Here is a 25,736-nt window from a genome sequence, read left to right on the forward strand (position 1 = left end):
TTCGCACCCGATCGGAGGGGGAGGTATCTTGATTTTTGCGGAAATGCGTTGGGTTCTTCCTTGCTAAGTTCGTTTTTCCGCATTACCGGGCCGCTGTCCGGCGACTTTTCCGGACTGCGGACGGCAATTCGCGCCGTCCTCCCGTTTCCGGTCTTCATCGATGAGAGGAAAGGTTCTGGGTTCTCCAACAACGATTTCATCGAACCCCCGCCCGCGCCATTTTCTGGCCGCCGGGCCCTCTCACCCACATGAATCCGACCTCCTTTGAGGCGTTGCCCCTGGCAGCGCCTATCCAGCGTGCGCTTGCTGAGCGCGGTTATACGACTCCGTCGCCGATCCAGGCCCAATCGATTCCGCTGCTCTTGCAGGGTCGGGATTTGTTGGGCTGCGCTCAAACGGGCACCGGCAAGACGGCGGCATTTTCCTTGCCGATCCTCGATGCACTCCATCGGGATCCCCAAGGCTTGCGACCGAAGTCGGCTCGGGTGCTGGTTTTGACTCCCACCCGCGAGCTTGCCAGCCAAGTGGGCAAGAGCCTGGAGAACTACGGCACCTACCTGAAGTCGCGCCACGCATTGGTCTATGGCGGCGTGGGTCAACGACCTCAGGTCGACGCGATGCGCAAGGGAGTCGATATTCTGGTCGCTTGCCCCGGGAGGTTGTTGGATCTGGTTCAGCAGGGTTTCATCGATCTTTCCCGAGTGGAGTTCTTTGTGCTCGATGAGGTGGATCGGATGCTCGACATGGGCTTCCAGCGCGATGTGCAGAAGATCGTCTCGCTGTTGCCTGCAAAGCGCCAATCGCTGTTTTTCTCTGCCACTTTGGCGCCGCCCATCGTGAAGCTGGCGCATGAGATTCTGCAGAATCCCGCCAGTGTGACGATTGAGCCGGAGGTAAGAACTTCCGATCGTGTCGACCAGTCGGTGTGTTTCGTGGCTCGTGAAAACAAGCGTGCGCTTCTCTTGGATCAATTGAGCCGACAAGGAAAAGGAGAGCTGAGCATCGTGTTCTCCCGCACCAAGCATGGCGCAAGCAAGTTGGCTCGCCAGATCACTCAGGCAGGATTTGCTGCGGAAGCGATTCATGGGAATCGCACCCAGAGTCAGCGGGATCGCACCTTGGAGAAGTTCCGTGCCGGACGCCTGCCGGTTTTGGTGGCGACGGATGTCGCGGCCCGCGGTGTGGATGTGCGTGATGTGACGCTGGTGGTGAATTTCGATCTGCCGAATGAGCCGGAGGCATATGTCCACCGGATCGGTCGTACAGGTCGGGCTGGTGCGACGGGCCGGGCGGTGTCTTTCTGCTCCGAAGACGAGCGGGAGTATCTGCGCGATATCGAAAAACTGATTCGCCAAGAGGTCTCGGTCGATGCGGGCCATGAGTGGCACCTTGAGGACTTCAGTAAGCTACCCGTTGGACGGCCAGCCGCGAAAAAGTCGGCCAAGCAGGGTCGTCCTTCCCGTGGCGGAGCGCCCGGGGATGGTGCGAAGCCTGCGCGTTCACGCCGCCGCCGCCGTCGGCGCCCGGCCAAGGCGTGAGCACGCTCCCGGCGAATCACGGAAGGGTGCAGGGCACCAAATGGAGAGTGGCCACGGCGCGCGCGAAAGCGCTTTCCGGGGGGCCGACGGGAGCGATCTCGTGGGCTGCTTCGCGCGCCGTTGGCATGCCATGGGGCATGGCAAAGGAATGCCCCGCCCATTGGAACAATGGGATGTCGTTGTCGGCGTCCCCGAAGGCCACGACTTCCTCGGCCTTGATTCCGAGCAGGTCGGCGACCGCGGCAACTCCGACGGCCTTCGATGCCTGCCGTGGGAGGAATTCGTAAATCCATTCGTGGGTGCGAATCTGATAGAGAGGAATGGCTTTCACCTCGGGCAGTTCAGGTAGGCCGTCGATGCGGCCTTCTTCCCCGAGCCAGATTAGCTTGTGGATGCGGAGGCCCTCAAGTTCGGCCGGGGAGGAGGCTTGGGGCATGCCACCAGCGTAGGCGCCGTAGAAGTCGATGAACGGACCTTTGCCGAGGGTGCGGACCTGATCCTCTGCATAGATGATGCAGGAGAAACCGAGTTGTTCGCCGGTTTTGAGGATGAGATTGGCCTCCTCCGGGGTAAGATGGACGGAGTGGATGGATTCTCCTTTTTGCAGAGAATGGGCTGCCGCGCCTTGGCAAGTGACGACCCAGCGAGCGTCGGGCACAAAAGGCATGATGCTGCCAATTCGGGTGATGTGGCGACCCGTGGCGACGACGATTTCGAGCCCGGCTTCGCGAAGTTGTTGAAGGGCGGCGAGATTTTCAGCGGAAATGGTCTTGTCGGGGCTCAGCAAAGTACCGTCGAGGTCGATGGCGGCGAGTTTCAGGGGTGCTCTCATTTCAGGCTTAACAAGACGCAGAAAAACCGTTAATCAACGTAAAAAACGCAACAAAGCGATGCTACAGGAAGAAAGATTGGAGGAAATCCGCAAAAAGCTGCAAGAAGACGGACGGGTTTTGTCGGCGGAACTGGCGAAGTGGCTGGAAATATCGGAGGATACTGTGCGGCGGGATTTGGCGGAGTTGGCTGCGCGCGGGCAATTGAGGCGAGTTCATGGAGGAGCAGTTCCTTTATCGACGACCGATCCGGATATCCGGGTGCGCTCGCATGAGCGTACGGGGGAAAAGCAGCGGATCGCGGCGGCAGCGGCGCGATTGATTCAGCCGGGACAGCTGTTGTTTCTGGACGCGGGGTCGACCGTGTTGGAGTTGGCGCGACGGATGCCGCGGGATTTTCGGGGAACGGTCGTGACCCACTGCACGGCAACGGCGACCGCGCTCGCCGAGTTTCCCAATGTCGATATTTTGTTGATTGGGGGACGATTGTTGAAGTCGAGCCTCACTGCGGTGGGTGCGGAAACGATTGCAGCCTATCAGAAGATCCGTGCGGATATCTGCTTTCTGGGGATTTGTTCGATCCATGCGGAGTTCGGTGTGACCGATCTGGATCATGATGAATGCCTGGTGAAGCGGGCGATGATTCGCAATGCATCGAGGACGGTGGTCCTGGCGACGGGCGACAAGCTGGGAGGAACGGCCAACTACGAGGTCGCTCCGATTTCCGAACTCGACTATCTGCTGACGGATGAGTCGGCATCGGCTCCGGCAGTGGAAGCTCTGCGGGAGGCGGGCTTGCCAGTGGAGAGGGTCCACTGAGGGATGGCGGGTTGCGGGCTTTCCGAGTACCCCGCTCAAGGTATCGCGGTGGCCTCCGACCCGGCGGCAGGATGAAGCGATGAAACGATGGTTCCAGGCGATGGGATACCGGGTGCTGGCGATGCTGGTGGGCGGGGGGCTTTGTGCGGCGCAGGGGCTGGACGATCAGCCGGTCGAAAAGGACGGAGGAAAGGAGAACAAAGCTTCCCCAAGTTTGCCGACCTTATGGGTGATCGGCGACTCAACGGTGAAGGTCGGCACTCCTGGCCAGCGCGGATGGGGGGAGGAGTTAGGCCCGCTTTTCGATCCGAAGAAGATCAATGTGGTGAATCGAGCGATTGGCGGTCGTTCTTCGCGAACCTTCTACACGGAAGGCCGGTGGCACGAAGTTGCCGAGCAGTTGCGGGAGGGGGATGTGGTGATCATGCAATTTGGTCACAACGATGCATCACCGATCAATGAAGATCCGCCTGTGAATGCGTCGACCCGTGCCCGCGGAACGCTTCGGAGCAATGGCGAGGAGACGGTAGACATCGTGAATATCCTAACGGGCAAGCCAGAAACGGTTCACAGCTACGGTTGGTATCTGCGGCAGTTTGCGGAAGGTGCGCGGGCGAAGGGCGCACGCGCGATCATCTGTTCGCCGATTCCTCGGAAGAGCTGGAATGTTGACGGGAAGGTGAACCGAACCCGCGAGGGGTGGTCGCTGTGGGCTCAGCAGGCTGCCGAGGCTTCGGGCGCGGATTTCATCGACCTCAACGAGATCATTGCGCGGATCTATGAGGAGATGGGGAAAGCCGCGGTGGAGCCGATGTTTGCGGATCGCGGAACTCACACTTCGCCCGAGGGGGCGGCTTTGAATGCGCGGGCGGTGATCTCCGGGGTGAAAGCTTTGACCCCGAACCCTTTGGCGTTTGCTCTGTCGACGAAAGGGGAGGACGTCGCGGCTTTCGAGCGTTGAGCTGGGCTCGTTTGCGAGGGCTCGGTCCGTCGTCCCGGTGACGACGGACCTCGCAAGCGATGGAAATCTCAGCGGGATTCGTAGAGATACTTCAGCCAAGCCTGTTCGGTAGTGATGTCCCCTTGGCCTTCCCAGGCAAAGCCGGTCGACCAGGAGATTTTGCCCTGAGCATCGGTCCGGGCGATGACGAGGGATTGCTCCTGATCCCCTTGGCCGGATTCAGTGGAAGTGATGACCGATGCGGGATCCAGGACGATCCCTGCGCCAAAGCCTAAGCCGTCGATGGATTCCCACAGACTGAAGATTCCGGCCTGAGGCTGGGCGGTGAGGTGGGCGCCACTTGTCTGATGCTTCAGGCCGATGGCGACTTCGAAGGTGCCCGGTTGGCCATCCACCGTGAAGGAGGATTCGCAATCGATGAGGCGTTGGCCGAGTTCGATCGTGATGCGCTTGGTTTCGCGAGCAGTGCGTCCATCGGCGAGGCGGTTTTCATAACTGAGCTCGAAGATACCGCGTTCGGGAGTGGATTCGAGGATTTGGAAAGCGGTATAGGTTTCAAGGTTGGCAGGCTTGCCATCAATCCACAGGGAGATCCCACCGCAGCCCCGGGTGTCGCCGACTTTGTAGGCATCGTATCCTTCTCCCTGATCTTCGTGATACGATTTGGCACCCCATTCGGGGGCCTTCGTGGATTCGGCGGTTTGGTATTCGGTGAGCTGGGTGACGTCTTCGATGAACCATTTGTCCATGACCGGATAGGGAACGCGCTTGAGCCAAGCGTCGATGCCGCCGTCCTCGGCGCCGGAACGAAGGGCAGGACCGTAGGCGCGGAAAGCGACGAGGTCGTTTTCAAAGGCGAAGTCGTCGACTCGCTCCGGAACATAGCGGAGTCGGACGGCCGGGGCTTCGCGGAGGAAACGACTCGGAAGGGTCACGTGGGCCCAGGCTTCAAGTTCGGGTTGGGCTTTGGAGGAATCGAGGCCACGCAGCATTTCCGATCCGGCGAGGAGCAAGGCGCCAGTGCCATAGACTTCAGTGGATTCGGGCCCGGCAGCGCCGGGGCGATCACCGATGCGCTGGACGAATCCGAACATGCCGTCGGCTTGTACGCATCGTTGCAACGCGTCCCAGGCCCGATGGAGAGCAGGTCGGAAAGTCTCCTCGGGCAGCAATCCGCGGTTCAGGCCCCAGGCCATGCCGTAGGTGAAAAAGGCACTGCCACTTGATTCTCCCACGGGGCCTTCGGGATCGAGGAGGCTGGTGCGCCAAAGTCCGTCAGTGCCCTGGAGTTTGACCAAGGCGTGCATCATGTCGTGGTAGAGGCCGAGGTATTTGGGCCGTGAGGGGTGGTCGGAGGGAAGTCGGTTGAGGACGTTGACGAGGCCTCCGATCACCCAACCATTGCCGCGCGACCAGAAGACTTGGCGACCCGATTCGGTGCGCTGATTGAAGAAGCGGCGATCGCGGTAAAAGAGTGCTTCTTGGGGATTGTAGAGGACATCGACGCAGGTCCACCACTCGCGGTCTGCCCAATCCAAGAATTTCGGATTTCCGGTGATCTGGCTGAGGTGGGTCCAGACGGGGGGAGACATGAAGAGCGTGTCGCACCAGGAGTAGGTGAAGGTGCCTCCGGATTCGGCAACGGCAGGTCGGTCCTGCAGTCCCTTCATGAGGGCATCGAAACGCTCCAGCGTGGGACGGAGTTTGGCGAGATCGTGGTCGTGCTCGTAGAGGTCGAGCCAAGCCTGCATGACGGCGTGATCATCGGGGTGGATGACCAGCGGGCCGGGGCCGAAGGAGGCTTGGCGACCAAAAGCGCGCACGGCTTCCAGGTAGCGATCGTCGCCCGTCACTTGGTGGAGCTGGAGCAAGCCGAGGAAGTAGGGAGCCTGCGTCCAGTCGGTGACCGGATGCTGGGAAGGGTGCTTGAGTTGCCAGTCGGCGGCCTTTTTCAGGGTGGTGGAAATCTCTGAAGCGGAGGGGGCGGACCAGGCGGGCGCGATCAGGCAGGCGGTGAGAGTGAGGGCGTGGAAGAGGTTCATTTGAAAGGTTTCTTAGGCTTTCCGGCTCATCCGCTACCACATGATGAGGAAATGTCGCGGATTTCCGTTCCCATAGGTGGATTGAGGACCCTTTGCTTCACCCCATTCGGGGAGGTTGCCAGGATTGAGATCGTCGGGAGAGCCTTCCGAGCCTTTTGTTTCGAAACCCAGAATGATGAAAGCCTCAACCTCTCTCTTTGTGGTCGGCCTATTGGTCGGCCTGTTGGGAGCCTGCCTGACCTTTGCCCTCTTAGGGCAACGGGCGGATGCTCCTGGCGGCGGTGGCCGTGTGCTCACCGTGGCCCATGCACTGCCGGTGAATCACCCGGTGCACCAAGGTATTGTGGAATTTGGCGAGGAGCTGGCGCGCCTTTCGAACGGGGCGTTGAAGGTCGAGATCTATCCCAGTGAGCAATTGGGGAATGAAACGGAGTGCCTGGAGAAGGTGCAGCAGGGGGCGATCGATGTGACCAAAGTGAGTGCCGCGCCGATCGGCAATTTTGTGCCGTTGTTCAAATTGTTCAGCCTTCCCTATTTGTTCCGGGATCGTGAGCATTACTGGAGCACGCTCGACGGTCCGGTCGGGGCGGATCTGCTCAAGGCGATGGAGACGAATGGTTCCGGCGCCACCAGTGGACTGGTGGGCTTGGGATACTACGATGCGGGCAGCCGGAGTTTCTATACGACCCGCAAGGTCACGGGGCCTCAGGATCTCAAAGGCTTGAAAATCCGAGTGATGCAGGACCCAGTGGCGGAGGATACGGTGAAATCCATGGGAGCCTCTGCGGTGGTGATGTCCTTCGGGGAACTCTATACTTCATTGAAGCAAGGGGGGGTGGATGGAGCGGAAAACAACCCACCAAGCTTCCTTTCAAGCCGCCACTTTGAGATCTGCAAACACTACGTTCTCGATGAGCATTCGAGCATCCCCGATGTGTTGGTGTGCAGTGAGAAACTGTGGAGCGGCTTGAGCGAGGTCGAGAGGGGCTGGATGCAGGAGGCGATGAAGAAATCGAGCCTGTTTCAGCGTGCCCTGTGGGCGGAAGAAACGGAGAAATCGCTCCAACAGCTCAGAGAGAGTGGGGTCGAGATTCTTGAGGCAGATCCGGCTCCATTTCGCGCTGCGGCGGAGTCGGTGACGGAGGCCTACGCGACCGGAGAGCGGGCGGCGATGGTGAAACGGATTCAGGAGGTGGAATGATGCATCACGGGAGATTTCACCGCGCCTTGGTGAAGGTGCTCAGCGCGCTTTGTGCCGTGCTGTTTGCCGCCTTGGTGCTGGATGTGCTGTGGGGAGTGTTCACCCGACAGGTGTTGAATGACCAGCCGGCATGGACCGATGAGCTTGCACGGTTTTTGCTCGTGTGGCTGGCCTTATTGGGAGGAGTACTGGCCTATGCGGACGACCGCCATTTGGGGGTGGATGTGCTGGTTTCCCGCCTGGATCCGGCCGCGCAAAGAATTGCATTGCTGGTATCGCATCTCGGCGTTTTCGGTTTTTCGCTAGCGGTTTTGGTGGCCGGAGGGGTGGAGCTATTCGTGAGCCGGTGGGAGGCGGGACAGATGATGTCGGCTCTCGATATCCGGAAGGCGTGGTTCTACTTGGTTCTGCCGCTGGCAGGCTCGCTGATCACGTTGATGGCGGGGGGCAAGGTGATAAGGAGTCTGAAGAGCTTCGGAGAAAGGGGGGAGGCGCGATGAGTGTCGGTCTTGCCGTGCTTTTGGTGGCCTTTGTGGTGCTTCTTTTGTTGGAGGTGCCGGTGGCTTTTGTGATCGGGCTGGCGACTCTATTGGGGGCGCTGGCGCTCGGTCGGGATGGTTCCCTAGTGTCCCTGGCCAGTGATATGGCAAATGGCCTGGATAGCTTCCCGCTGTTGGCGATTCCGTTCTTCATTTTGGCGGGAGAGTTGATGGCGGCTGGCGGTCTCGCGAGGCGGATGATCGACTTTGCAGCCGCGATCGTGGGGCGTGTTCCGGGTGGCTTGGCATTGATCAATACGCTGACCTGCATGTTATTCGGCGCCGTTTCAGGCTCGGCGACTGCTGCGATATCGTCGATTGGCGGCTCATTGATTCCTGAAATGGAGCGCAAGGGATATCCTCGTGATTTCAGTGTGGCACTGACGGCGACGGCGGCGACGACGGGATTGTTGATTCCGCCAAGCAATGTGATGATTGTGTATGCTCTGGTGGCTTCAAATGTTTCGGTGGGAGCATTGTTCCTGGCGGGCATCTTCCCAGGGGTGGTGTCGGGACTGGCATTGATGATCGTGGCCCTGATGGTGAGCCGTGGTTTCCGACGGGAGACACCGGCGGGAGCTGCTGTTGTGGAGGAGGTGCCGCCGTTTCTCCGTTCGTTCCTGCGGGCGTTTCCGAGCTTGTTGATGCTGGTTTTGGTGTTGGGCGTGATTCTCGGGGGAATCATGACGCCCACCGAGTCTTCGGCCTTGGCGGTGCTGTGGGCATTGTTGTTGGTGGCGGTGATTTACCGGGAAATCCGGTGGTCGCAACTGCCACAGATTCTGATTCAATCCGCGCGTACGACGGGAATCGTACTTCTGCTGGTAGGTACGAGTGCGGCGATGAGCCGGTTGTTGACGATCGAACAAGTTCCTCAGGTGGCGGCGAATGCGCTGCTGGGGGTTTCGGAGAATCCCTTGGTGATCCTTCTGCTGATCAATTTGGCGCTGTTGCTGGTGGGGGTGTTCATGGACATGACCCCTGCTATTCTTGTATTCACACCGATCTTTCTGCCTGTGGCGGTGGCGATCGATCTGCACCCGGTGCATTTCGGGATCATCATGGTGGCGAATTTGTGCATCGGTCTATGCACACCACCGGTGGGAACTTGCCTTTTCCTAGGCTGCGGCGTGGGAAAAGCGAAGATTGCGGGGGTCTCGAAGGCGATGGTCCCGTTCTACATTGCGATGTTTGCAGCCTTGTTGGTGATCACCTACTGGGAGGACCTATCGTTGTGGCTGCCGAGGGCGCTAGGAGAGCTGGAGTGAGCTTTTGTCAGGAAGGGGTGGAGTGCTTGCGATCGGCATTCCATTCCCATGCGGGGTGCCGCACGTAGGCGAGGGCTTCTTTGACGGTGAGCCCCTGGCGGGCTTGAGAGATGTGGGCGGCCCGATGCTGTTGCCAGGTGGTCCATTCCTGCGAGGTGGGTTGGTGGCGGTTTTGGTAGGCCACTTGCATGCCGACGAGCATGACCAAGTAGCCCTCGATGCCGAAATCGTTCTGGGTGTGGCTGGCAGGAAGTCGGTAGCGAGACAATCCGGTCGGGCCATTTTCGGCGTAGAAATCAAGCAGCTCGTGGATATTCGATAGGTCGGTCTCCTCGCGGCAGCGACGCCAGAAGGGCGTGTCGAGCGCGGTGTTCGGTTGGTAGTGGAGGCCGAGGAAGTCGCGAATGCCCAACCAGGTGGGGTGGGTGAGCTCGTTGTAAATCTCGCGGACCGAAGGGGTCGGGTTTTGGCCGCAAGCATGGAGCACATCGACAAGGGACTGAATGTGGAGGGAGATGACCATCAGGGCCGTGGCTTCAAGAGGTTCGACGAAGCCGGCAGCATTGCCGAAGGCGACCACATTGCCGACCCAGGTTTTGCGATAGCAGCCACTGCGAAAGCGGACGATGCGAGTGGGTCCGACTTTCGGGTTGGAGCGGCGGAACTCGGACTCGGCCGCCTCGTCGGAGATCATGTCGGAGCAGTAGACGTATCCGCGATGGATGCGATGTTCGTGCTCAATGCGCCAACACCAACCGGTGCTCATTTGCTCCGCCGTGGTGTAAGGGAGGATGGGTTCACTTTCGCGGTCCCACCCTCCGACGACCGCCCGGTCACAGAACAGGGTGCGATCGAAGGAGAGAAAGGGCGTTTCCAAGGCCTTGCCCAGCAGTTCACTCCGGAAGCCGCTGCAATCGATGAAGAGGTCCGCTTCCAAACGTTGACCATCGCTTAGAAGAATCGAGCGGATGCCATCGTCGGAGCGTTCGGCGTCGACCATGTTACCGTCGAGGATGGCGATGCCGGCATCTCGGGCGAGGGATTCGAGCATGGAAACGAAGTGCTCGTTTTCGATGTGAAAGGAGTGCCAGGCCTGGACTTCAGGGCAGCCATTCGGTTGGCGCGGGAAGACGTGGCCTTGTTCCATCAGCGCCGAGGGAAGGTCGGTCGAGCGAAACTCGTCGGTGCAGTAGTATCCATTGGGCCGTGGCAGATCACCCCACCAGGAATCGAGTTGGGGGGCGAAAGTGTAGTCGAAGCGCCCGCGCGGTCCCCAGAGAAAGCGGATACCGAGCTTCCAGGTGGGTCGGGCGAGCTGATAGAAAGTCTTTCGCGGGATTCCGAGCGTCTCGAAGAGCAGGGATGAAAGATTGGGGGTGGTGCCTTCACCGACACCGATGGTGCCGAGTTTGGGATCGCGAAGGATACGCACAGTGAGGCTGGGGATCCGCTTTTTCAGGGTGAGTGCAGCGAGAAGCCCGGCGCTTCCTGCGCCGACGATGAGGACGTTTTGAATCATGGCCGGGGAGCGAATGGGAATGAATAACCTAGGGGAGCCGATGGGACTTTGCCAATGGCAGAGAGTGGCAGAATCTGCGGAAATCGTGGCAGTCGCCACGGGGACAAGAGCGCTGGGAAGTGCCAGGGTGGGGGGCATGGAAGCGAACTGGTTGCATCCCCGCCAAGAGTTGGTTCAAACGATGAGCCGGATCTATCGCTACCGGATGACGACGACCTCGGGAGGCAATCTCTCGATTCTCGATCCCGATGGCAGCATTTGGATCACCCCATCGCGCCTCGATAAAGCGAAGCTGCGACCTGCGGATGTGGTGCAGGTGATGCCGGATGGACGGCGCAGCGGTCCGGTGCCTCCGTCTTCAGAGTTTCCCTTTCACCAGGCGATCTACCGTCGCCGTCCAGACATCAAAGCGATCGTCCACGCCCACCCGGGTGCGCTGGTGGCCTATAGCATCTGTCGTGAATTGCCGGATTTACGGGTTCAGAGTCATGCCTTTGAGGTGTGTCACAAAATTGCCTACGCGGACTATGCCTGTCCCGGCAGTTCGGAGTTGGCGGGCAATATTGCCGATGCCTTTGCGGGTGGGGCCGACTGCGTGATGTTGGAAAACCATGGGGTCGTGGTCGGGGGGAAAGATCTCCAAGATGCGTTCCAGCGTTTCGAGACGCTGGAGTACGTGGCGCGCTCGCTGATCAATGCCCATCGGCTCGGCAAAATCAGCTCGGTGCCGGTGGAGGTTCTTCGCCACCCCCCGCGTCCAGAGTTTGCGCCGCTGCCAAAGTCCAAGGCGTCGAATCGGGAAAAGGAACTGCGGGCGGAACTCTGTGAGTTTCTCCATCGGTCCTACGAGCAGCGATTGTTGATCAGCACCGCGGGAGCCTTTTCGGCCCGCTTGGATGACGATCGATTTGTGGTGACTCCTCATCGTCGGGACCGGCTGGAGATTGAGCCCGACCGGATGGTGAGGATTTCAGGCAATGCCTGTGAGGAAGGCGCGCATCCTTCTCGGGCGGCTCGTCTGCATGCCCGGATCTATGAAAAGCATCCGGACGTAGGTGCGGTGATTTTGGCTCAGCCAGCGGCTGTGAGTGGTTTCTGCATGAGCGATGCGAAACTATCGACTCGAACCATTCCGGAGAGCTATTTGGTTCTTCAAGAATCCCCCAAGGTGCCCTTTCGCTGTATCGTGAACGATGCCGATGAGTTGGCCGAATGGGTGAGTTTGCGGAGATGCCCGGTGTTGCTCATTCAGAACGAAGGGGCGCTGGTGGTCGGCAAGGATCCGCTGGATGCATTCGACCGGCTGGAGGTGCTGGAGGCGACGGCAGAGGCATTGCAGTTGAGCCAAGCGGTGGGTCCCTTGGTGCCGATGCCCGAGGATGCCCTTGATGAGTTGCGAAGAGCGTTTGGAATGGAAGATTGAACGCTCAAAAAAGGGCGGCCCCTCCTGAAAGAGGCCGCCCGGGGGTGCCAATCCTGAGAAGATTTAGCGGCGGCGGCGGGCAAGGCCGAGAAGGCCGAGACCACCCAGAAGGGCGATCGATGGCTCGGGCACAACCGTCAATGAGCCCAAGGTGCCAACGGCACGGACATCGGCATAGATGCCGACGTATTCGCCGTCGTTGGCTGTCGTCGGCGTGCGGGTCACGATCACGGTACGAGTGGCACCATCATAGTAGCCGAGTTCGTAGGTGTTGCTGCCGGTACGGGCGATGAACAGGCTGTCGTAGGTGACGATCCCTGCTGCGGAGAGCCCAAGTTCCCCGGTGCCATCGAAGCCGCGGCTGTAAAGCTCGCCGTTTCCGCGGGCGTAAACTGCCACGTAGTCTTGGCGGACGTTGAAGGTCGGCGCGGTGCCGCCCACGTAGAGGCCAATGTCTTGAGAGGCTCCGGTGTGGGTGAGCGCAAGTTTGACCTCGTCGCCGACGGAAAGCGAGAATCCGTCATAGATCATGGCATACTGTTGGATGCCATCATAGGTGCTCGTGGTAAGCGCGAGGCTGTCGCCTGTGAGGCTCCAGCTGGCGGTGTTTTGGGAACCGCCATTGGCATCGAGAATGACGGTGCTGGTATAGTCGGAGAGATCTCCACTGAGGGTCTCGATGACAGCTCCGGAAGCGGAGAGTGCACCGCAGCTTAGCAGGGCGAGGATGATCGTTTTTTTCATAGGGTTCGGTTGGCATAGGCTCCTCCGAGTATGGGGGAGACCAATTGCCAAATTAGGAATCCAGCCCGTGCGTGAACAGATTCCTCTTCCCCCCATTTCGTGGGAGCTCCCCCAAAAAAGCGGCATCCCCCGGAAATGGGGATGCCGCTGAGAATTGAAAACGGATGGAATCGATGGGGATCTCAGGCGCGGCGACGGCGCAGCATGCCGAAGAGGCCGAGACCGCCGAGCAGGGCGACCGAAGGTTCGGGAACCGCGACGGTGAGAGCACCGGTGGCCTCGTCGAACAGGTAGACGCCGGAGGACCAGGTGTTGTCTCCGTTGTCGATGAAGCCCGCGACGCTGAAGGTCGAACCGTAGGTTTCGGTCAGGCTACTGTTGTTCACCAATTGCCAGGAATCCCCAAGGGTGGTGCTCGCCCCGGTGAGGTTGAGAATGAAATCTCCGTTCAGGGTCATGTTGCCAATTCCCGAAATGGAGTTGTTCACGCCGGCAGCACCGATGGCAAAGTTGAAGACAGCATTGTCGGCCAAGGTGGCGAAGCTCTGCGCGTTGTTGAGGATGAGATTGCCGTTGAAGGTGCTGCTGGTGCTGGTGAAGGTGACCATGCGGCCCGCGGATCCACTGCCGTTGCCCATCACGGTGATGGCGCTGCTACCAGAGATGGCGGAGTTGATGGTGAAGCCGCCTTGTGAGGCGATGCCCATGCCATTGACGCCGACGGTGATGTTGCCAGCGAGGGTCAATGAATCTCCGTCTCCCGATCCGTGACGGAGTTGGCCGCCATTGACGATCAAGTTGCTAATGGTGATCGTTCCAGTGCCCGTGCCTTTCCACATCAAGGCATCGTTGGCAGCGGCTGCGAAGTTTCCGGTGCCGGTGATCGACAGTGAGTCTCCGCCAAAGGCGTAGTTGGAATTTGCCACGGCAGGAGTGCGCAGGAGGAAACCGGCATTGGAGTAATCGTTGCCGGCGCTGGGCGCGGCAGCATTATTCCAAAGTCCGGCAGAGTTGAAGGACGAGCTCCCGAAGCCATCGCTGGCGGTGAGAGTGATCGAAGCTCCAAAGCTCGGAGTCGCAAGCAAGGCGACAAGCATAAGGTTGAGGTTCATTTCTGATGGGTTTTTCTGGGGTTTCAGTGGTGTTGATACCACTTGCTGAAATTCAGAGTGATGGATTCATTCTCCGAACTTAGCTATGCCATCAGATGAGAATCTTTATGACTTTCAATACGATTGCGTGCTCCTACCCGAATAGGGGGGATCCCAGATCGGTGATCTGGGATCCAAGGATGAAGCGACCAAGAGGTAGCTTTTAAGAACGATACCGCCGTAGAAGGCGACGACTCGGATCTCAGGCGCGGCGACGGCGCAGCATGCCGAAGAGGCCGAGACCGCCGAGCAGGGCGATCGAAGGTTCGGGAACCGCGACGGTGAGAGCACCGGTGGCCTCGTCGAACAGGTAGACGCCGGAGGACCAGGTGTTGTCTCCGTTGTCGATGAAGCCCGCGACGCTGAAGGTCGAACCGTAGGTTTCGGTCAGGCTACTGTTGTTCACCAATTGCCAGGAATCCCCAAGGGTGGTGCTCGCCCCGGTGAGGTTGAGAATGAAATCTCCGTTCAGGGTCATGTTACCAATTCCCGAAATGGAGTTGTTCACGCCGGCAGCACCGATGGCAAAGTTGAAGACAGCATTGTCGGCCAAGGTGGCGAAGCTCTGCGCGTTGTTGAGGATGAGATTGCCGTTGAAGGTGCTGCTGGTGCTGGTGAAGGTGACCATGCGGCCCGCGGATCCACTGCCGTTGCCCATCACGGTGATGGCGCTGCTACCAGAGATGGCGGAGTTGATGGTGAAGCCGCCTTGTGAAGCGATGCCCATGCCATTGACGCCGACGGTGATGTTGCCGTTGAGCGCGAAGGAATCGACTTCGCCCGATCCGTGGCGGAGCTGGCCACCGTTGACGATCAGGTTGCTGACGGTGATGACGTTGCCGGTGCCAAGGCCCTTGAACATCAGGGCGTCATTCGCGGCCGCCGCGAAATTGCCGGTGCCGGTGATGGTCAACGAGTCCCCGCCGAAAGTGTAGCTGGCGCTGGTCGTAGCGGGGGTGCGCAGGAGGAAACCGGCATTGGAGTAGTCGTTGCCGGCGCTGGGCGCGGCAGCATTACTCCAGAGACCGGCGGAATTGAAGGATGAGCTCCCGAAGCCATCGCTGGCGGTGAGAGTGACGGACGCTCCGAACGCTGGAGCAGCGAGCAGGGATAGCAGGACAAGTGTACGGTTCATAGCGGGTGGTTTTGGGCGTGGTGCCCAGGTTGGGGTTGGGGCCGATGGACCGAAAAAGGCCGATCGATCGGCACCTTGCTCCGATTTGATCCGTCGCCTGTCGTGGGTCAACGGGATTGCATGGAACCACTCGATTGGAGGGTGCTACTCCTTCAGAAGGATGACGCTGTCCAAAGTATGTCCGGGGATCTTGATCGTATCTCCTGCTTTCGAAGGGCGGGACCATACGGTGGCGTCCGCCAACCAGAGATCGTGACCGCGCCAGCGGGCGGGAGCGGGTGAGCGGGTGAATCCGAGGTGGGATAGTTCCCCTGAAAGGGCGTCCGCTTCGGCAACGGTCGCGGGATCTGGCTGGCGAAGGACCATGGCGGGAAAGGTTCCGGTGGAGTGCATGATCATCACCGTAGCATCCTTTTTCAGGGTGAACGAAAGGTCGGTTTTCATGGTAGGATCGGAGAGCCGTTTGGTGGCGATCCACGAGGCACCTTCGAGGGATGTGGGGAGGTCGTCGAAGGTGTTGTCAGCACTGCCATCCACCATGTAGTAGAATGGAGCCTGTGCGGCGATGGGCCGATCGATGAAGTGCGCTTTGTTGTCGGGGTTGCTACTGCGGAGATCGGAGATCCAGGGGTTTTCCGCTTCGGTAGCGGTCCACTGATACACGACGGTGCGGTCGGTCTCACCTCGGCTGTCGGTGACTTCGAGGATGTTTTTTCCCGGATCGAGAGGAGTATTCCAGAAGAACACGTTGTGGATGGTGGCCGGGTCGCCTTGCCAGTCCTTCGGGTAGACCTCTGCGGGTTGGCGATAGTCACCGTTCTGTTGGCGTCCGGCGAGTTTGCCGTTGATGCGGAGTTCAACCCAGTCGGCGTTGGAGAAAACCTTGGTGCCGTTGTTGGGGGCGAACCAGCGATAGAAGTGGTCTCGGCTGGCGATGTGAAGAATGGGCAAATCCGGGCGGAAGAAGGCCTTGTGGAGGTAGTAGACGTCCTTGGGGGTGCCGGCGAGGGTGATCATTCCCTTGGTGTTGCGGTTGTTTTTGAACTTGCGGTCGTAAAACTCTCGGAAGTTCCACCAGAGGTACATTTTGTGTTCCTCCTTCTGGGAGCGGAACACGGTTTCAAGCCGGTATTCGGTGAACAGGTTGCCATATTCCATGGGCTCGAATTCGTTCACTTTCCAGCGGGCTTCGTTCTGGGGAATGTGTTGGCTCGGCCAGGTGCCTGCGCCGGTCTCCGAGACGTAGCGATTTCGGGGAAGTTCGCGGAAGCCGGTGAAGTGGTCCGAGTACCAACCCTGATAAGTATTTCCAGCGATGAAATCGACGGTGTCGGGTCGATCCGTATGGGCGGAGGCGTATGTGACGAGACGGGAGGTGTCGTTCTCGCGAATGATGTCCGCATAGTGGGCGGCGACCCTTTCGTAGGTCTCATTGCCACTGCTCCAGAAGATGATGGAGGGGTGATTCCAATTCTGGAAAACCATCTCGCGGGTGATGCGGTCTCCGTCTGCGGAGGGTTCCCGCTCGCCACTGTCCCGGGTGACTTCATGTTGCCAAAGTTGTCCGGCGAGACCGTTCTCTGCCCAAATGGCGATGCCGCGACGATCGGCTTCATGGTATTCAAATCGACGGTGGGGGTAGTGGGCGAGGCGGACGGTGTTGACGCCCATGTCCTCAAGAAGATCCCATTCGTGGACGAGCTCCTGTTCGGGGATGGCATTCCATTCGAGTTCGGTTTGTTGGTGCTTGTTGACGCCTCGCACGAGCAACTCTTCGCCATTGATGAGAAAACGTCCGTCGTCGATGGCCACCGTACGGAGCCCAGTGGATTCGGAGACGCGGTCCATTTCCTGACCATCCACGAGCAGGGTGGTGGTCACTTGATAGAGTCTGGGATGTCCGGGAGCCCATCGTTGAGGGTGAGCGATGGCGACTTTCCCGACGAGGGGCTGGGTGGCTCCTGCTGGGAGTGAGCTGGTGACATTGAGTTCAGCCACGAGGTCGCCATCGGGCCCGGTGACGATGCTGCGTGCGAGCAACTCGACGGGATGGTCGAGCGTATTGCGAACGTGGGCTTTGATTTCGAGGTCGGCCGAGTCGGCTTCGATATTTTTCCCGGTCAGGAAGAGGCCACTGGATCCCATAAAAGGCTCGAAGGAGACCGGGCCGGTTTCGATCCACCACACGGGACGAAACAGTCCTCCACTGGTAACGAAGAGTGTGGAATGGGAGAGGCAGTTGTTGGCTTCGGCGTCGCCGTTGCTCACTCGAATGGCAACGTGGTTGGTGCCTGGTTTCAAGCTCGGGGAAAGGTCGTAGACGGCAGCAGTGAAGGCACCACGATGGCGACCCACCCGCTGGCCGTTCACATAAATGTCGCTGACCGATCCTGCGCCTTCCACGTGCAGCAAATGACGGCGATGGAGATCGTCGACCTCGATCGAGCGCCGGTACCATGCGGCCTGATCGTCGGCGAGGGCCTGTTGGCGGAAAGCATGGGGAAGTTTGACTTCCTGCCAGGCAGCCTCGTCGCTGAGGTGTTCAGCGGCATCCTCGGTAGGAAGTTGGTCGGCGGCGGGGAGGGGGGCAGCGGGGAGAAACTCCCAGGTGTCGAGGCGGAGGACCTCGCGTGGTTCGGCGGCCATCAAAGGAGTGACCAGTGAGAGGCGCAGCAGGAAGGCTGCGATGGCACGAAGCTTCATGAGTCAAATGGGTTTGAGGGAAAAGCGGCTCCCTCTGGGGAGACCTTTCTGACCAATGCTAGTGTCGAGGCATGGCAAGTCACCCCCCCTTTCGGGTGGCAACGAAAGCGGAAGACACAAAAAAGGCCGACGGCCGCACGAAGCGGCTGCCAGCCGGTGGGGGGATGGGGAAGGAGTCTTTAGTAGCCGCGCTTGTCCTTCTCGTTGCCAACGGCGTAGCCCGTGCCACCGCCGACCGCAGCACCGATGGCAGCGCCTTCCGCTGTGCGGCCGGATTGGTTGCCGATGATGCCGCCGGCGACCGCGCCAATGGCGGCACCGGTAGCGGCATCGCGTTGGGCGTTCGAGTAGCCAGGTCCGCAAGAACTCAAGCTCAAGCCGGTGAGGGGGAGAGCGCATGCAGCCAGAAGACGAAGGGATGGGGTGTGTTTCTTCATAACGCGCTGTCTTTCGCGGGTGACGTGCCAGCGCGGGCCGGAGCTCGGGAATTCCTCGTAGTTCAGGAACTTTCGGAGATTGGTGGGCTGGCGGTTACGGGAGAAAGGGCGGTCTGGGCATTGCAAATCCCGGAGGGCATCATGCAACAAGCACGATGATTCTCGTGGGAAACCCCACTTTGGGTCGCAACCCCTTGGAAATCGATAGGAACGCGGAATGCGAGGGAGGAGAAGCCACATCAAACCCATCAAGAATCATGAAAACTTCCACGACACGAAACTCACTGATGACGACGGTTGCGCTGCTTGGAATGGCGGTGTTTCCCCTTTCCGGTGCCCAAGAGCAGGTCAAAGCAACGTCCTCGACCGCAGCCGCCAATCCCGATGGCTCAGCCCCAACGGCGATGCAGGAAAAGGCCATGGCTGATAACCATCAAGATGCTGAGATGGCGAAGGATGCCAAGGAGATGCCTCGTTTCGAGGATGCCAAGGAGTTGATCGCCGCGATTCAGCCTGCCAGCGGAAGCAACGTCAAAGGGTCCGTTCTCTTCAAGAAAGTATCGGGCGGGGTGGAGATCACCGCACGGATTGGCGGACTGGAGCCGAATTCGAAACACGGGATCCATATCCATGAATTCGGGGACATCACGGCCACCGATGCGACCAGTGCTGGGGGGCATTTCAATCCTGAGCACCATGATCATGCCCTGCCCGAAACCGCCGAGCGGCACGCCGGCGATCTCGGAAACCTGGTCGCAGACGAAGATGGCAATGCCACCTTGAGTCTCACCGTCGAAAATCTTTCCCTGACGCGTGGCGATCATCCGATCGTGGGGCGTGCGGTGATCATCCACGAGAAAGTGGACGACGGAGGTCAGCCGACCGGGAATGCCGGCGCTCGAATTGGCGCAGGCGTGATTGGAGTGAGTGCTCCCGCTGAGGACTCTGATACCGCGATGAGCCGATAAGGACGTCGGATGAATTTGCCGTGATAGGGCGGACTTTCCTGAGTGGGGAGTCCGCTCTTTTTGTGTCATCAGAGAAATCTCCGAAACCCCTGACCGGTTGAAATGTTCTTCTCTCCAACGAATTGCCTGTTAGTCAATGGATGCGATGGATCCCTCCCTGCACGAACTCCTCCAAGTCTCCTTCAATGGGGGTGCCAGTGATGTCTTTCTTCTTGAAGGAGAATGTCCACGAGTGCGGCAGGATGGGGAGGTCATCAAGGCTCATGGGGAGCCTTTGGAGAAAGAGACGATCGCTGCGATTTGGCGGGAATGTGGGGTTGATCCGCAGACGGGCGAGGATGCGGATGCGAGCTTCGTCGTTGAGGGCGTTGGGCGCCTCCGGGTGAACGCCTACCGCTCATTGGGGCGGATCGGGGTGGTGATGCGACCGATCAAAAGCCAGATTCCAGGGTTTGGGGATCTCGGATTGCCGGGATATCTTCTGCAGCAATGGCTGGTGCGTCGTTCCGGACTGATTTTGATTTGCGGGCCGACAGGGGCTGGCAAATCGACCACCGTGGCGGCCTGCCTGGAATGGATCAATCAGCACCGAGCTTGCCACATCGTGACCTTGGAAGATCCGATTGAGTATCTCTTCGTCAATCAAAGGTCCTACTTTTCCCAGCGGGAGATGGGGCGAGATACCTCGGAGTTCAGTCATGCCTTACGCCAAGCTTTGCGCCAGAATCCCGATGTCATTTTCTTTGGCGAGATTCGCGATTCGGAGTCCGCACTGGCAGCGCTGCGAGCTGCGGAAACGGGGCACCTTGTGATCTCCACTTTGCACGCGGCTGGTGTTTCGGGAGTGCCGGTGGCCATCGAGAGGCTGACGCGGATGCTGGGTAGTGCGATGGCGGGAACTTCTTATTTGTTGTCGACCCAGCTGATTGGCGTGATGGCACAGCAGCTCTTGCCGCGGATCGATGGCGGCGTGGTCGCGATGTTGGAGTATTTCGAGAATTCGGGGATCACGCGAAAGCTGATTGGGGATCAATCGGCTTCCGAGCTGCGGGATCATCTGGACCGGAGCGAATCGGATGCCGCCTGCCCCTTCCTGCGTTACTTGGTGGCCGCCACGCGACAGAATATCATTTCCGTCGATATCGCGCGCGCCGCCTGTGATCGCCCGCAGGATTTTGATCGCGCCATGCGCGGCATCACCTCCTGATCTTATCCTCCCATGAGCGAATCCAAGGAAATCACCGACTACCTCCGCCAGACCGTCGAGCTGGGGGGATCTGACCTGCATCTCTCCGCCTGGGCTCCCCCCGCGGCTCGGGTTTCGGGAAACATGGTCCCGCTCGAGGACTTTTTGTTAACTCCAGAATCCGTGGAATCCCTGATCGACCAGAGCTTGAGCGAGAAGCAAAGGGCCGATCTCGATGCCAATCTGGAACTCGACTATGCGCTGCATCTGGAGAATGTGGGTCGCTTTCGTGGCAACATCCACGTTGTCCGCGGCACTCACGAGGCCGCGTTCCGTTTCATTCCTGAGGAAATTCCTGAACTGGATCACCTCGGACACCATTCAACAGTGGCGGATCTTTGCCAACTACGGCGGGGGCTGGTGTTGGTGACGGGGGTGACGGGATCCGGGAAGACGACGACCTTGGCGGCGATGATCAAACGGATTGCGGAGACCCGCTCTGGCGTCATCATCACCATTGAAGATCCGATCGAGTATCAGTTTTCGCACCTATCCTGCCTCATCAAGCAACGTGAGATCGGTCGCGATACCAAGGGGTTCTCCATCGCCCTGCGCCAGGCGTTGCGCCAGGACCCTGATGTGATTGTGGTTTCTGAACTGCGCGATCTGGAGACGATTCGCATCGCTCTGACAGCGGCGGAAACGGGGCACTTGGTCTTGGCGACCTTGCACACGATCGATGCTCCTCAGACGATCGATCGTTTGGTTGATGTGTTTCCGCCGGAGCAGCAGCAACAGATCGTGACGCAACTCGCCGGGGTGCTGGAAGGGATCGTCTCGCAACGATTGATGCCGCGGTCCGATGGACAGGGCCGGGTGCTGGCTTCCGAAGTCCTGCGCTCCACCCACGGCATCCGTGCGTGCATCCGTGAACGCAAGATCGAGCAACTCGTCGGCTTGATGGAAATTTCTTCCCGCGAGGGCAATCGGACCATCGATCAGTCGATCAAAGTTCGCCTTCAACAGGGATACATTTCTCTTGAGGAGGCGATTCATCATGCCCGCGAGCCGCGGAATTTCATGGGATGAGCGCTCTTACAGGCGGGGCAGCGTGAGTCCGCCATCGATGTGGATTGTCTGCCCGGTGGAATAGGGAAAGTCGAAGCGAGCCAGAGAAGCGACGGCTTTTCCGACATCGTCGGGAAGCCCCCAGCGTGGGGTGACGCAGAGGCCGTCTTCAAGGAGTCGGTCATATTTTTCAGTCACGCCGGCAGTCATGTCGGTCCGAATGATTCCAGGCCGGACTTCGAAGACGGGCAAATCGTATTCGCCGAGACGGGCGGCGAAAAGTTGGGTGACCATGGCCAAACCAGCCTTGCTGACGCAATATTCACCGCGATTGGTGGAAGCTACGGTGGCGCTGATGGAGTTGACGTTGATGATTCCCCCTTGGAACGACGAGTCGGCTTGCTTTTGTTCGATCAACCATTGGGCCACCGCTTGGGTCAGGAAATAGGGCCCTTCAAGGTTGATGGCGATGAGACGTTGGAAGCTTTCCCGGGAGGTCTCAAGAACGTCGCGGCGTTCGGCGGGTGCTACCCCGGCGTTGTTGACGAGGAAATGCAGAGCGCCAAAGTGAGAACGAAGGTGTTCGAGCATCCGCTGGCGATCCTCGGGACAGCCGACATTGCCTTGGCAGTAAATGGCTTCGGGGGCGCCCGCTTCGCGGATCTGTTCGAGGACGGGACCGATTTCGGACTCCGCACGCACGCCGTTGATGGCGATGCGGTGCCCTTCCTTGGCGAGGGCGAGGGCGATTCCAAGGCCAATGCCCCGGCTGCCACCCGTGATGAAGGTGATCATGAACGTGGGTGGAGCTGGATTCAGGGTTTCAGTTCGGGGATGTCGAGCCAACGACGTTCCGCGCTCGATTGAAGCCCGAGTTCGGCGAGTTGCACCCCTTTGGCTCCCTCCAATAGGTCAAATTTCCACGGCTCATCGAAGGCCACGTGGCGCAAGAACATCTCCCACTGGACTTTGAAGGCGTTGTCGTAAGTCTCTTGGTCGGGGACTTTGCTCCAGCCTTCGAAGAAATCGATAGGCTGCGGGATATCGGGGTTCCACACCGGACGGGGGGTGTTCCCATAGTGCTGGATCCAGCAATCGCGTAGCCCGATCACCGCCGATCCCCGGGTTCCGTCCACCTGCATGGTGAGGAGGTCATCGCGGCGGACTCGAACATTCCAAGAGGAGTTGAAATGGCAGATGATGCCGTTCTCCAACTCGAAAGTACTATAGGCACTGTCGTCGGCAGTGCAGGGGTAGGGGTGGCCCGATTCATCGATGCGTTCGGGGATGTGCGTGGCGGCAAGGGTGGAGACGCGCTTCACGGGGCCAAAGAGGTGATCGATCACATAGCGCCAGTGGCAAAGCATGTCGACGACCATGCCGCCACCGTCTTCCTTGCGATAGTTCCAGGATGGGCGCTGAGGTGGGACCGTGTGTCCCTCGAAGACCCAGTAGCCGAATTCTCCACGGACTGAGAGGATGTCGCCGAAGAAGCCATTCTCCTTGAGGCGCATGAATTTCACCAGCCCAGGAAGCCAGAGTTTGTCCTGCACGACACCGTGCTTCACCCCGGCGTCTCGGCAGATCTGATAAAGCGCATAGGCATCTTCGGTGCGAATCGCGGTGGGCTTTTCGCAATAGACATGTTTGCCTGCGGCCGCGGCCTGCTTGACGGCTTCGAAGCGTCGCAGGGTGGTCTGGGCGTCGAAGTAGACTTCGTAGCTTGGGTCGTTCATCACCGAGTCGAGATCGGTGGTGTATTTTTCGACGGAGGTTCGAGCGATCAGTGATTGGAGTTTGGATTCGTTGCGGCCGACGAGGATGGGATCGGGGAGGAGTGTTTCCTCTGGGCCGATGCGGATGCCCCCTTGCTTGAGGATGGCGTCGATCGATCGCAGCAAGTGCTGATGGGTGCCCATGCGTCCGGTGACGCCGTTGAGGATGATGCCGATGCGATGCGTTTTCATGGGAAATGGAGTGAGGTGTCCGGATGCAGAGGGTCTCAGACGTGCTTTTGGTAGGCGTTGAGGATTTGTTGGAGGTAGTCGTCTGGATCATGTGACCACCATCGATCAGAGAAAATCTCGACCTCGATCCACCCCTCGAAGCCGGTGGCTTCGACCTGGCGGCGGATTCCTTGGATGTCGATGCAGCCTTCACCCATCAATCCGCGGTCATTGAGAAAGTCGCGGGTCGGTGTGAGCCAGTCGCAAACATGGAAGCCACAGATGCGATCGCCGGCGCGAAGAATTTCCTGCTCAAGGGCGGGATCCCACCACAGATGATAGACGTCGGCTGCCAAGCCCATTTCAGGAGGTGAGCCAAGGCGGTCGAGGAGGTCATTGGCCTGGCCCAAGGTGTTCACGGCGCTCCGGCAATCGGCGTACATGGGATGGAGCGGTTCGAGCGCGAGTTTCACGCCGGTTATGCGGGCGTGATCGAGGCAGGCGGCGAGGCCTTCTTCGATGTGCCGACGGGACTCAGAAAGAGGCAGCTCAGGCATGGCCCCAGCAACGAGAACGAGTTGAGGTGCACCGATGGCGGCCGCCTCATCAAGGGCGCGTCGGTTGTCATCGAGTGCCGACTGTTTCTCGGTTGATGTTAGGTAGGGAAAGAATCCGCCGCGGACGAGGGAGACCGCTTGAATGCCGTGGTCGTCAAGGATGCGGCGCGATTCGGTGAGCGGGCGTCCTTCGAGCCAAGGTCTCCAGATGCCTGCGCCACCGACCCCAGCCGCTTGGTATTTGGCAGCGGCGGTTGGCAGATCCCAGGATTTGGTGGTGATCGTGTGAATGGCGAGGCGTTGCATGGCGAGCCGAAGGGTCAATGAAAGAAGGTGAGGTAGGGGCCGCCTTGGATGAGGCGCTGGAGGTAGACTGCCAGTTCCATGGCGTGGTAGTCTCCCCACATACTTGACTCTCCGTAGGGGGCCTTGGAGGGATCGGGTCGGTGGTCCCAGCCATTGGGATGGTGGTAGATGCTGTGGAGGAGCAGGCCTTGGTGTTCAGGATCGATCGAGAGGTAGGGCTCGCTGAACAAGCTGGCAGCGGTGACGCGGGCGGCGGCATGGTAGCGGTCGGCTCGTTCGGTGTCTCCCTGCGCATGCATGAGGCGGGCGAGGCGGAAGAGGCCTTGGGCGGTGATGGCACTGGCCGTGGAATCGACTGGCTCCCACGGATTGTAGGGATCGGCGGGGACCGAGAGATCGATGCGGTGGGAATTCGGGCCGGCCTGATCCCAGTAAGAAATGCCGTCGGCGGCGGTGTTCTCGATAAAATTGTCGGCGATGGCGGTGGCTGCTCGAAGCATGAGTGTTTGCCATTTTTCGCGACCTCCGAAGGGTTCAAGGTCGGCGTCAGGGAGTGAGGCCAGGCATTCAAGTTCCTCGGCGAATCCGAGGCAGGCCCATGCTTGTCCACGGGTCCAGGTGGAGAATCCGGTATAGCCTTGTTGGGAGTTGGGGCAGCGGTAAGCTCCGTCTTTGGTGTTGAAGATGGCTTCGTGGGTGGTGCGACCAGGGACGTCCCAAATGTCGCGACCTTCTCCGTAGAAAACGGAGAAGAGGGCGGTGGATTCGATATGTTGGAGGGCACGATCGAGCAGCGAAATCGGTCGGTCGCCCTCGCCCATGAGGACATGGCCGAGACGGTGGGCCTGCATGAGAATCCGGCACGAGCGGATGGTGTCGACGAACAGGGAATGAGGACCGTTGAAGGAATGGATGAACCCCCCTCCTTGACGTTCGGTCCAGCGAGCCGCCTGCACGGCACCGCTGACTTTGATGGCAAGTTCGTAGAAGTTTTGCTCCCAGGGATCTTCCGGTAGGCGACCTTCGAGCATCAAGCGACGGAGGTTGCCGTAGGTGGAGAGGTTGTTGAATCCGTGATCGTGAACGCCCATGTGACTGACATGGCTGGCCATTTTTGTGACCGTGTGTTCGCGGCCCGATTGAAGGGAGACAGGGTCGCCAGTGGCGTCGAAATGGAGGATGGCGATGCCATATCGAAATCCTTCGGTCCACTCAGTCCACCCGCGAGTGGTGTATTTTCCGCCGACAGTGAAGACAGGAGAGCCTTTGCTGTCGTCGTAAGTTCCATCGAGCGAGGCGATCTTGGAGGGAGCGAGGGAGAAAAAGCGGTCGAGCTGGGGGGCGAGGCTTTCCAGCGAGGGAGCGGAGGAGAAATCGATCATGGTGGTGGAGTGG

Annotated in this window: 22 protein-coding genes; 10 read left to right on the forward strand and 12 right to left on the reverse strand. The window is 59.5% G+C overall.

All coding sequences use genetic code 11. The annotated features are described in order from the left end of the window. Nucleotides 1-248 precede the first annotated feature (248 nt). Nucleotides 249-1,538 carry a DEAD/DEAH box helicase gene (locus HNR46_RS09330; protein WP_184018079.1) on the forward strand — a complete coding sequence of 430 codons (1,290 nt, stop codon included), beginning with the start codon at nucleotides 249-251 and terminating at the stop codon, nucleotides 1,536-1,538. Nucleotides 1,539-1,554: 16 nt separating this feature from the next. On the opposite strand, the gene HNR46_RS09335 is transcribed toward HNR46_RS09330, so the two are convergent. After that, nucleotides 1,555-2,370, reverse strand: coding sequence for a Cof-type HAD-IIB family hydrolase (locus tag HNR46_RS09335; protein WP_184018082.1), 816 nt, complete (start codon nucleotides 2,368-2,370; stop codon nucleotides 1,555-1,557). A 58-nt stretch (nucleotides 2,371-2,428) separates the two neighbouring features. On the opposite strand from HNR46_RS09335, the gene HNR46_RS09340 reads away from it, so the two are divergent. Next, nucleotides 2,429-3,187: a DeoR/GlpR family DNA-binding transcription regulator gene (locus HNR46_RS09340; protein ID WP_184018084.1), complete on the forward strand. Its 759-nt coding sequence runs from the start codon at nucleotides 2,429-2,431 to the stop codon at nucleotides 3,185-3,187. A 79-nt stretch (nucleotides 3,188-3,266) separates the two neighbouring features. Continuing rightward, nucleotides 3,267-4,148, forward strand: coding sequence for a rhamnogalacturonan acetylesterase (locus HNR46_RS09345; RefSeq protein ID WP_221285095.1), 882 nt, complete (start codon nucleotides 3,267-3,269; stop codon nucleotides 4,146-4,148). Nucleotides 4,149-4,216: 68 nt separating this feature from the next. Here the strand turns inward: HNR46_RS09345 and HNR46_RS09350 are convergent, their stop codons facing one another. After that, nucleotides 4,217-6,190 carry a glycoside hydrolase family 88 protein gene (locus HNR46_RS09350; RefSeq protein WP_184018086.1) on the reverse strand — a complete coding sequence of 658 codons (1,974 nt, stop codon included), beginning with the start codon at nucleotides 6,188-6,190 and terminating at the stop codon, nucleotides 4,217-4,219. A gap of 172 nt (nucleotides 6,191-6,362) precedes the next feature. Here HNR46_RS09350 and HNR46_RS09355 point away from each other — a divergent pair, with 172 nt between their 5' ends. From HNR46_RS09355 to HNR46_RS09365, 3 genes are read left to right on the forward strand one after another with little or no spacing between them, the layout of a single operon-like run. Next, nucleotides 6,363-7,391 carry a TRAP transporter substrate-binding protein gene (locus HNR46_RS09355; RefSeq protein ID WP_184018088.1) on the forward strand — a complete coding sequence of 343 codons (1,029 nt, stop codon included), beginning with the start codon at nucleotides 6,363-6,365 and terminating at the stop codon, nucleotides 7,389-7,391. Further along, nucleotides 7,388-7,891, forward strand: a complete 504-nt coding sequence (locus tag HNR46_RS09360; protein WP_221285096.1) for a TRAP transporter small permease — start codon at nucleotides 7,388-7,390, stop codon at nucleotides 7,889-7,891. Before HNR46_RS09355 ends, HNR46_RS09360 begins: the two co-directional genes overlap by 4 nt. Then, entirely contained in the window at nucleotides 7,888-9,198 is a 1,311-nt protein-coding gene (locus HNR46_RS09365; RefSeq protein ID WP_184018091.1) for a TRAP transporter large permease, read from the forward strand. The genes HNR46_RS09360 and HNR46_RS09365 overlap by 4 nt, the downstream gene beginning before the upstream one ends. A gap of 7 nt (nucleotides 9,199-9,205) precedes the next feature. Here HNR46_RS09365 and HNR46_RS09370 read toward each other — a convergent pair whose 3' ends face one another. Then, entirely contained in the window at nucleotides 9,206-10,717 is a 1,512-nt protein-coding gene (locus tag HNR46_RS09370) for a tryptophan 7-halogenase (RefSeq protein ID WP_184018093.1), read from the reverse strand. A gap of 40 nt (nucleotides 10,718-10,757) precedes the next feature. On the opposite strand from HNR46_RS09370, the gene HNR46_RS09375 reads away from it, so the two are divergent. Next, complete coding sequence (locus HNR46_RS09375) at nucleotides 10,758-12,140, forward strand: class II aldolase/adducin family protein (protein ID WP_221285097.1); 1,383 nt, start codon at nucleotides 10,758-10,760, stop codon at nucleotides 12,138-12,140. A 63-nt stretch (nucleotides 12,141-12,203) separates the two neighbouring features. On the opposite strand, the gene HNR46_RS09380 is transcribed toward HNR46_RS09375, so the two are convergent. The 5 genes from HNR46_RS09380 to HNR46_RS09400 form a co-directional block, all read right to left on the reverse strand. Then, complete coding sequence (locus HNR46_RS09380; RefSeq protein ID WP_184018095.1) at nucleotides 12,204-12,884, reverse strand: PEP-CTERM sorting domain-containing protein; 681 nt, start codon at nucleotides 12,882-12,884, stop codon at nucleotides 12,204-12,206. Between the two features lie 182 nt (nucleotides 12,885-13,066). Further along, nucleotides 13,067-13,996 (reverse strand): PEP-CTERM sorting domain-containing protein, encoded by a 930-nt coding sequence (locus HNR46_RS09385; RefSeq protein WP_184018097.1) that lies wholly within the window; start codon nucleotides 13,994-13,996, stop codon nucleotides 13,067-13,069. Nucleotides 13,997-14,237: 241 nt separating this feature from the next. Continuing rightward, nucleotides 14,238-15,170 (reverse strand): PEP-CTERM sorting domain-containing protein, encoded by a 933-nt coding sequence (locus HNR46_RS09390; RefSeq protein WP_184018099.1) that lies wholly within the window; start codon nucleotides 15,168-15,170, stop codon nucleotides 14,238-14,240. 144 nt (nucleotides 15,171-15,314) lie between these two features. After that, nucleotides 15,315-17,873, reverse strand: coding sequence for a glycoside hydrolase family 2 protein (locus tag HNR46_RS09395; RefSeq protein ID WP_184018100.1), 2,559 nt, complete (start codon nucleotides 17,871-17,873; stop codon nucleotides 15,315-15,317). A gap of 179 nt (nucleotides 17,874-18,052) precedes the next feature. Then, on the reverse strand, nucleotides 18,053-18,250 hold the full coding sequence (locus HNR46_RS09400) for a glycine zipper domain-containing protein (protein WP_221285098.1): 198 nt from the start codon (nucleotides 18,248-18,250) through the stop codon (nucleotides 18,053-18,055). A 317-nt stretch (nucleotides 18,251-18,567) separates the two neighbouring features. Here HNR46_RS09400 and HNR46_RS09405 point away from each other — a divergent pair, with 317 nt between their 5' ends. From HNR46_RS09405 to HNR46_RS09415, 3 genes are all read left to right on the forward strand, one after another. After that, nucleotides 18,568-19,278 (forward strand): superoxide dismutase family protein, encoded by a 711-nt coding sequence (locus HNR46_RS09405; protein ID WP_184018104.1) that lies wholly within the window; start codon nucleotides 18,568-18,570, stop codon nucleotides 19,276-19,278. Nucleotides 19,279-19,423: 145 nt separating this feature from the next. Continuing rightward, a complete protein-coding gene (locus tag HNR46_RS09410; protein ID WP_184018106.1) occupies nucleotides 19,424-20,485 on the forward strand; it encodes a type IV pilus twitching motility protein PilT in 1,062 nt (353 codons plus the stop codon). Between the two features lie 12 nt (nucleotides 20,486-20,497). Continuing rightward, a complete protein-coding gene (locus HNR46_RS09415) occupies nucleotides 20,498-21,553 on the forward strand; it encodes a type IV pilus twitching motility protein PilT (protein ID WP_184018108.1) in 1,056 nt (351 codons plus the stop codon). Between the two features lie 6 nt (nucleotides 21,554-21,559). Here HNR46_RS09415 and HNR46_RS09420 read toward each other — a convergent pair whose 3' ends face one another. The 4 genes from HNR46_RS09420 to HNR46_RS09435 are packed head-to-tail and all read right to left on the reverse strand — an operon-like array spanning nucleotide 21,560 to nucleotide 25,723. Beyond that, nucleotides 21,560-22,327 (reverse strand): 3-ketoacyl-ACP reductase, encoded by a 768-nt coding sequence (locus tag HNR46_RS09420; protein WP_184018110.1) that lies wholly within the window; start codon nucleotides 22,325-22,327, stop codon nucleotides 21,560-21,562. A 20-nt stretch (nucleotides 22,328-22,347) separates the two neighbouring features. After that, nucleotides 22,348-23,499 carry a Gfo/Idh/MocA family protein gene (locus tag HNR46_RS09425; protein ID WP_184018115.1) on the reverse strand — a complete coding sequence of 384 codons (1,152 nt, stop codon included), beginning with the start codon at nucleotides 23,497-23,499 and terminating at the stop codon, nucleotides 22,348-22,350. A gap of 35 nt (nucleotides 23,500-23,534) precedes the next feature. Then, a complete protein-coding gene (locus tag HNR46_RS09430; protein ID WP_184018117.1) occupies nucleotides 23,535-24,341 on the reverse strand; it encodes a sugar phosphate isomerase/epimerase family protein in 807 nt (268 codons plus the stop codon). Between the two features lie 14 nt (nucleotides 24,342-24,355). Next, entirely contained in the window at nucleotides 24,356-25,723 is a 1,368-nt protein-coding gene (locus tag HNR46_RS09435; protein WP_184018119.1) for a glycoside hydrolase family 88 protein, read from the reverse strand. Nucleotides 25,724-25,736: the final 13 nt, after the last annotated feature.

The sequence above is a fragment of the Haloferula luteola genome (assembly GCF_014201715.1).
Classification (GTDB): Bacteria; Verrucomicrobiota; Verrucomicrobiia; order Verrucomicrobiales; family Akkermansiaceae; genus Haloferula; species Haloferula luteola.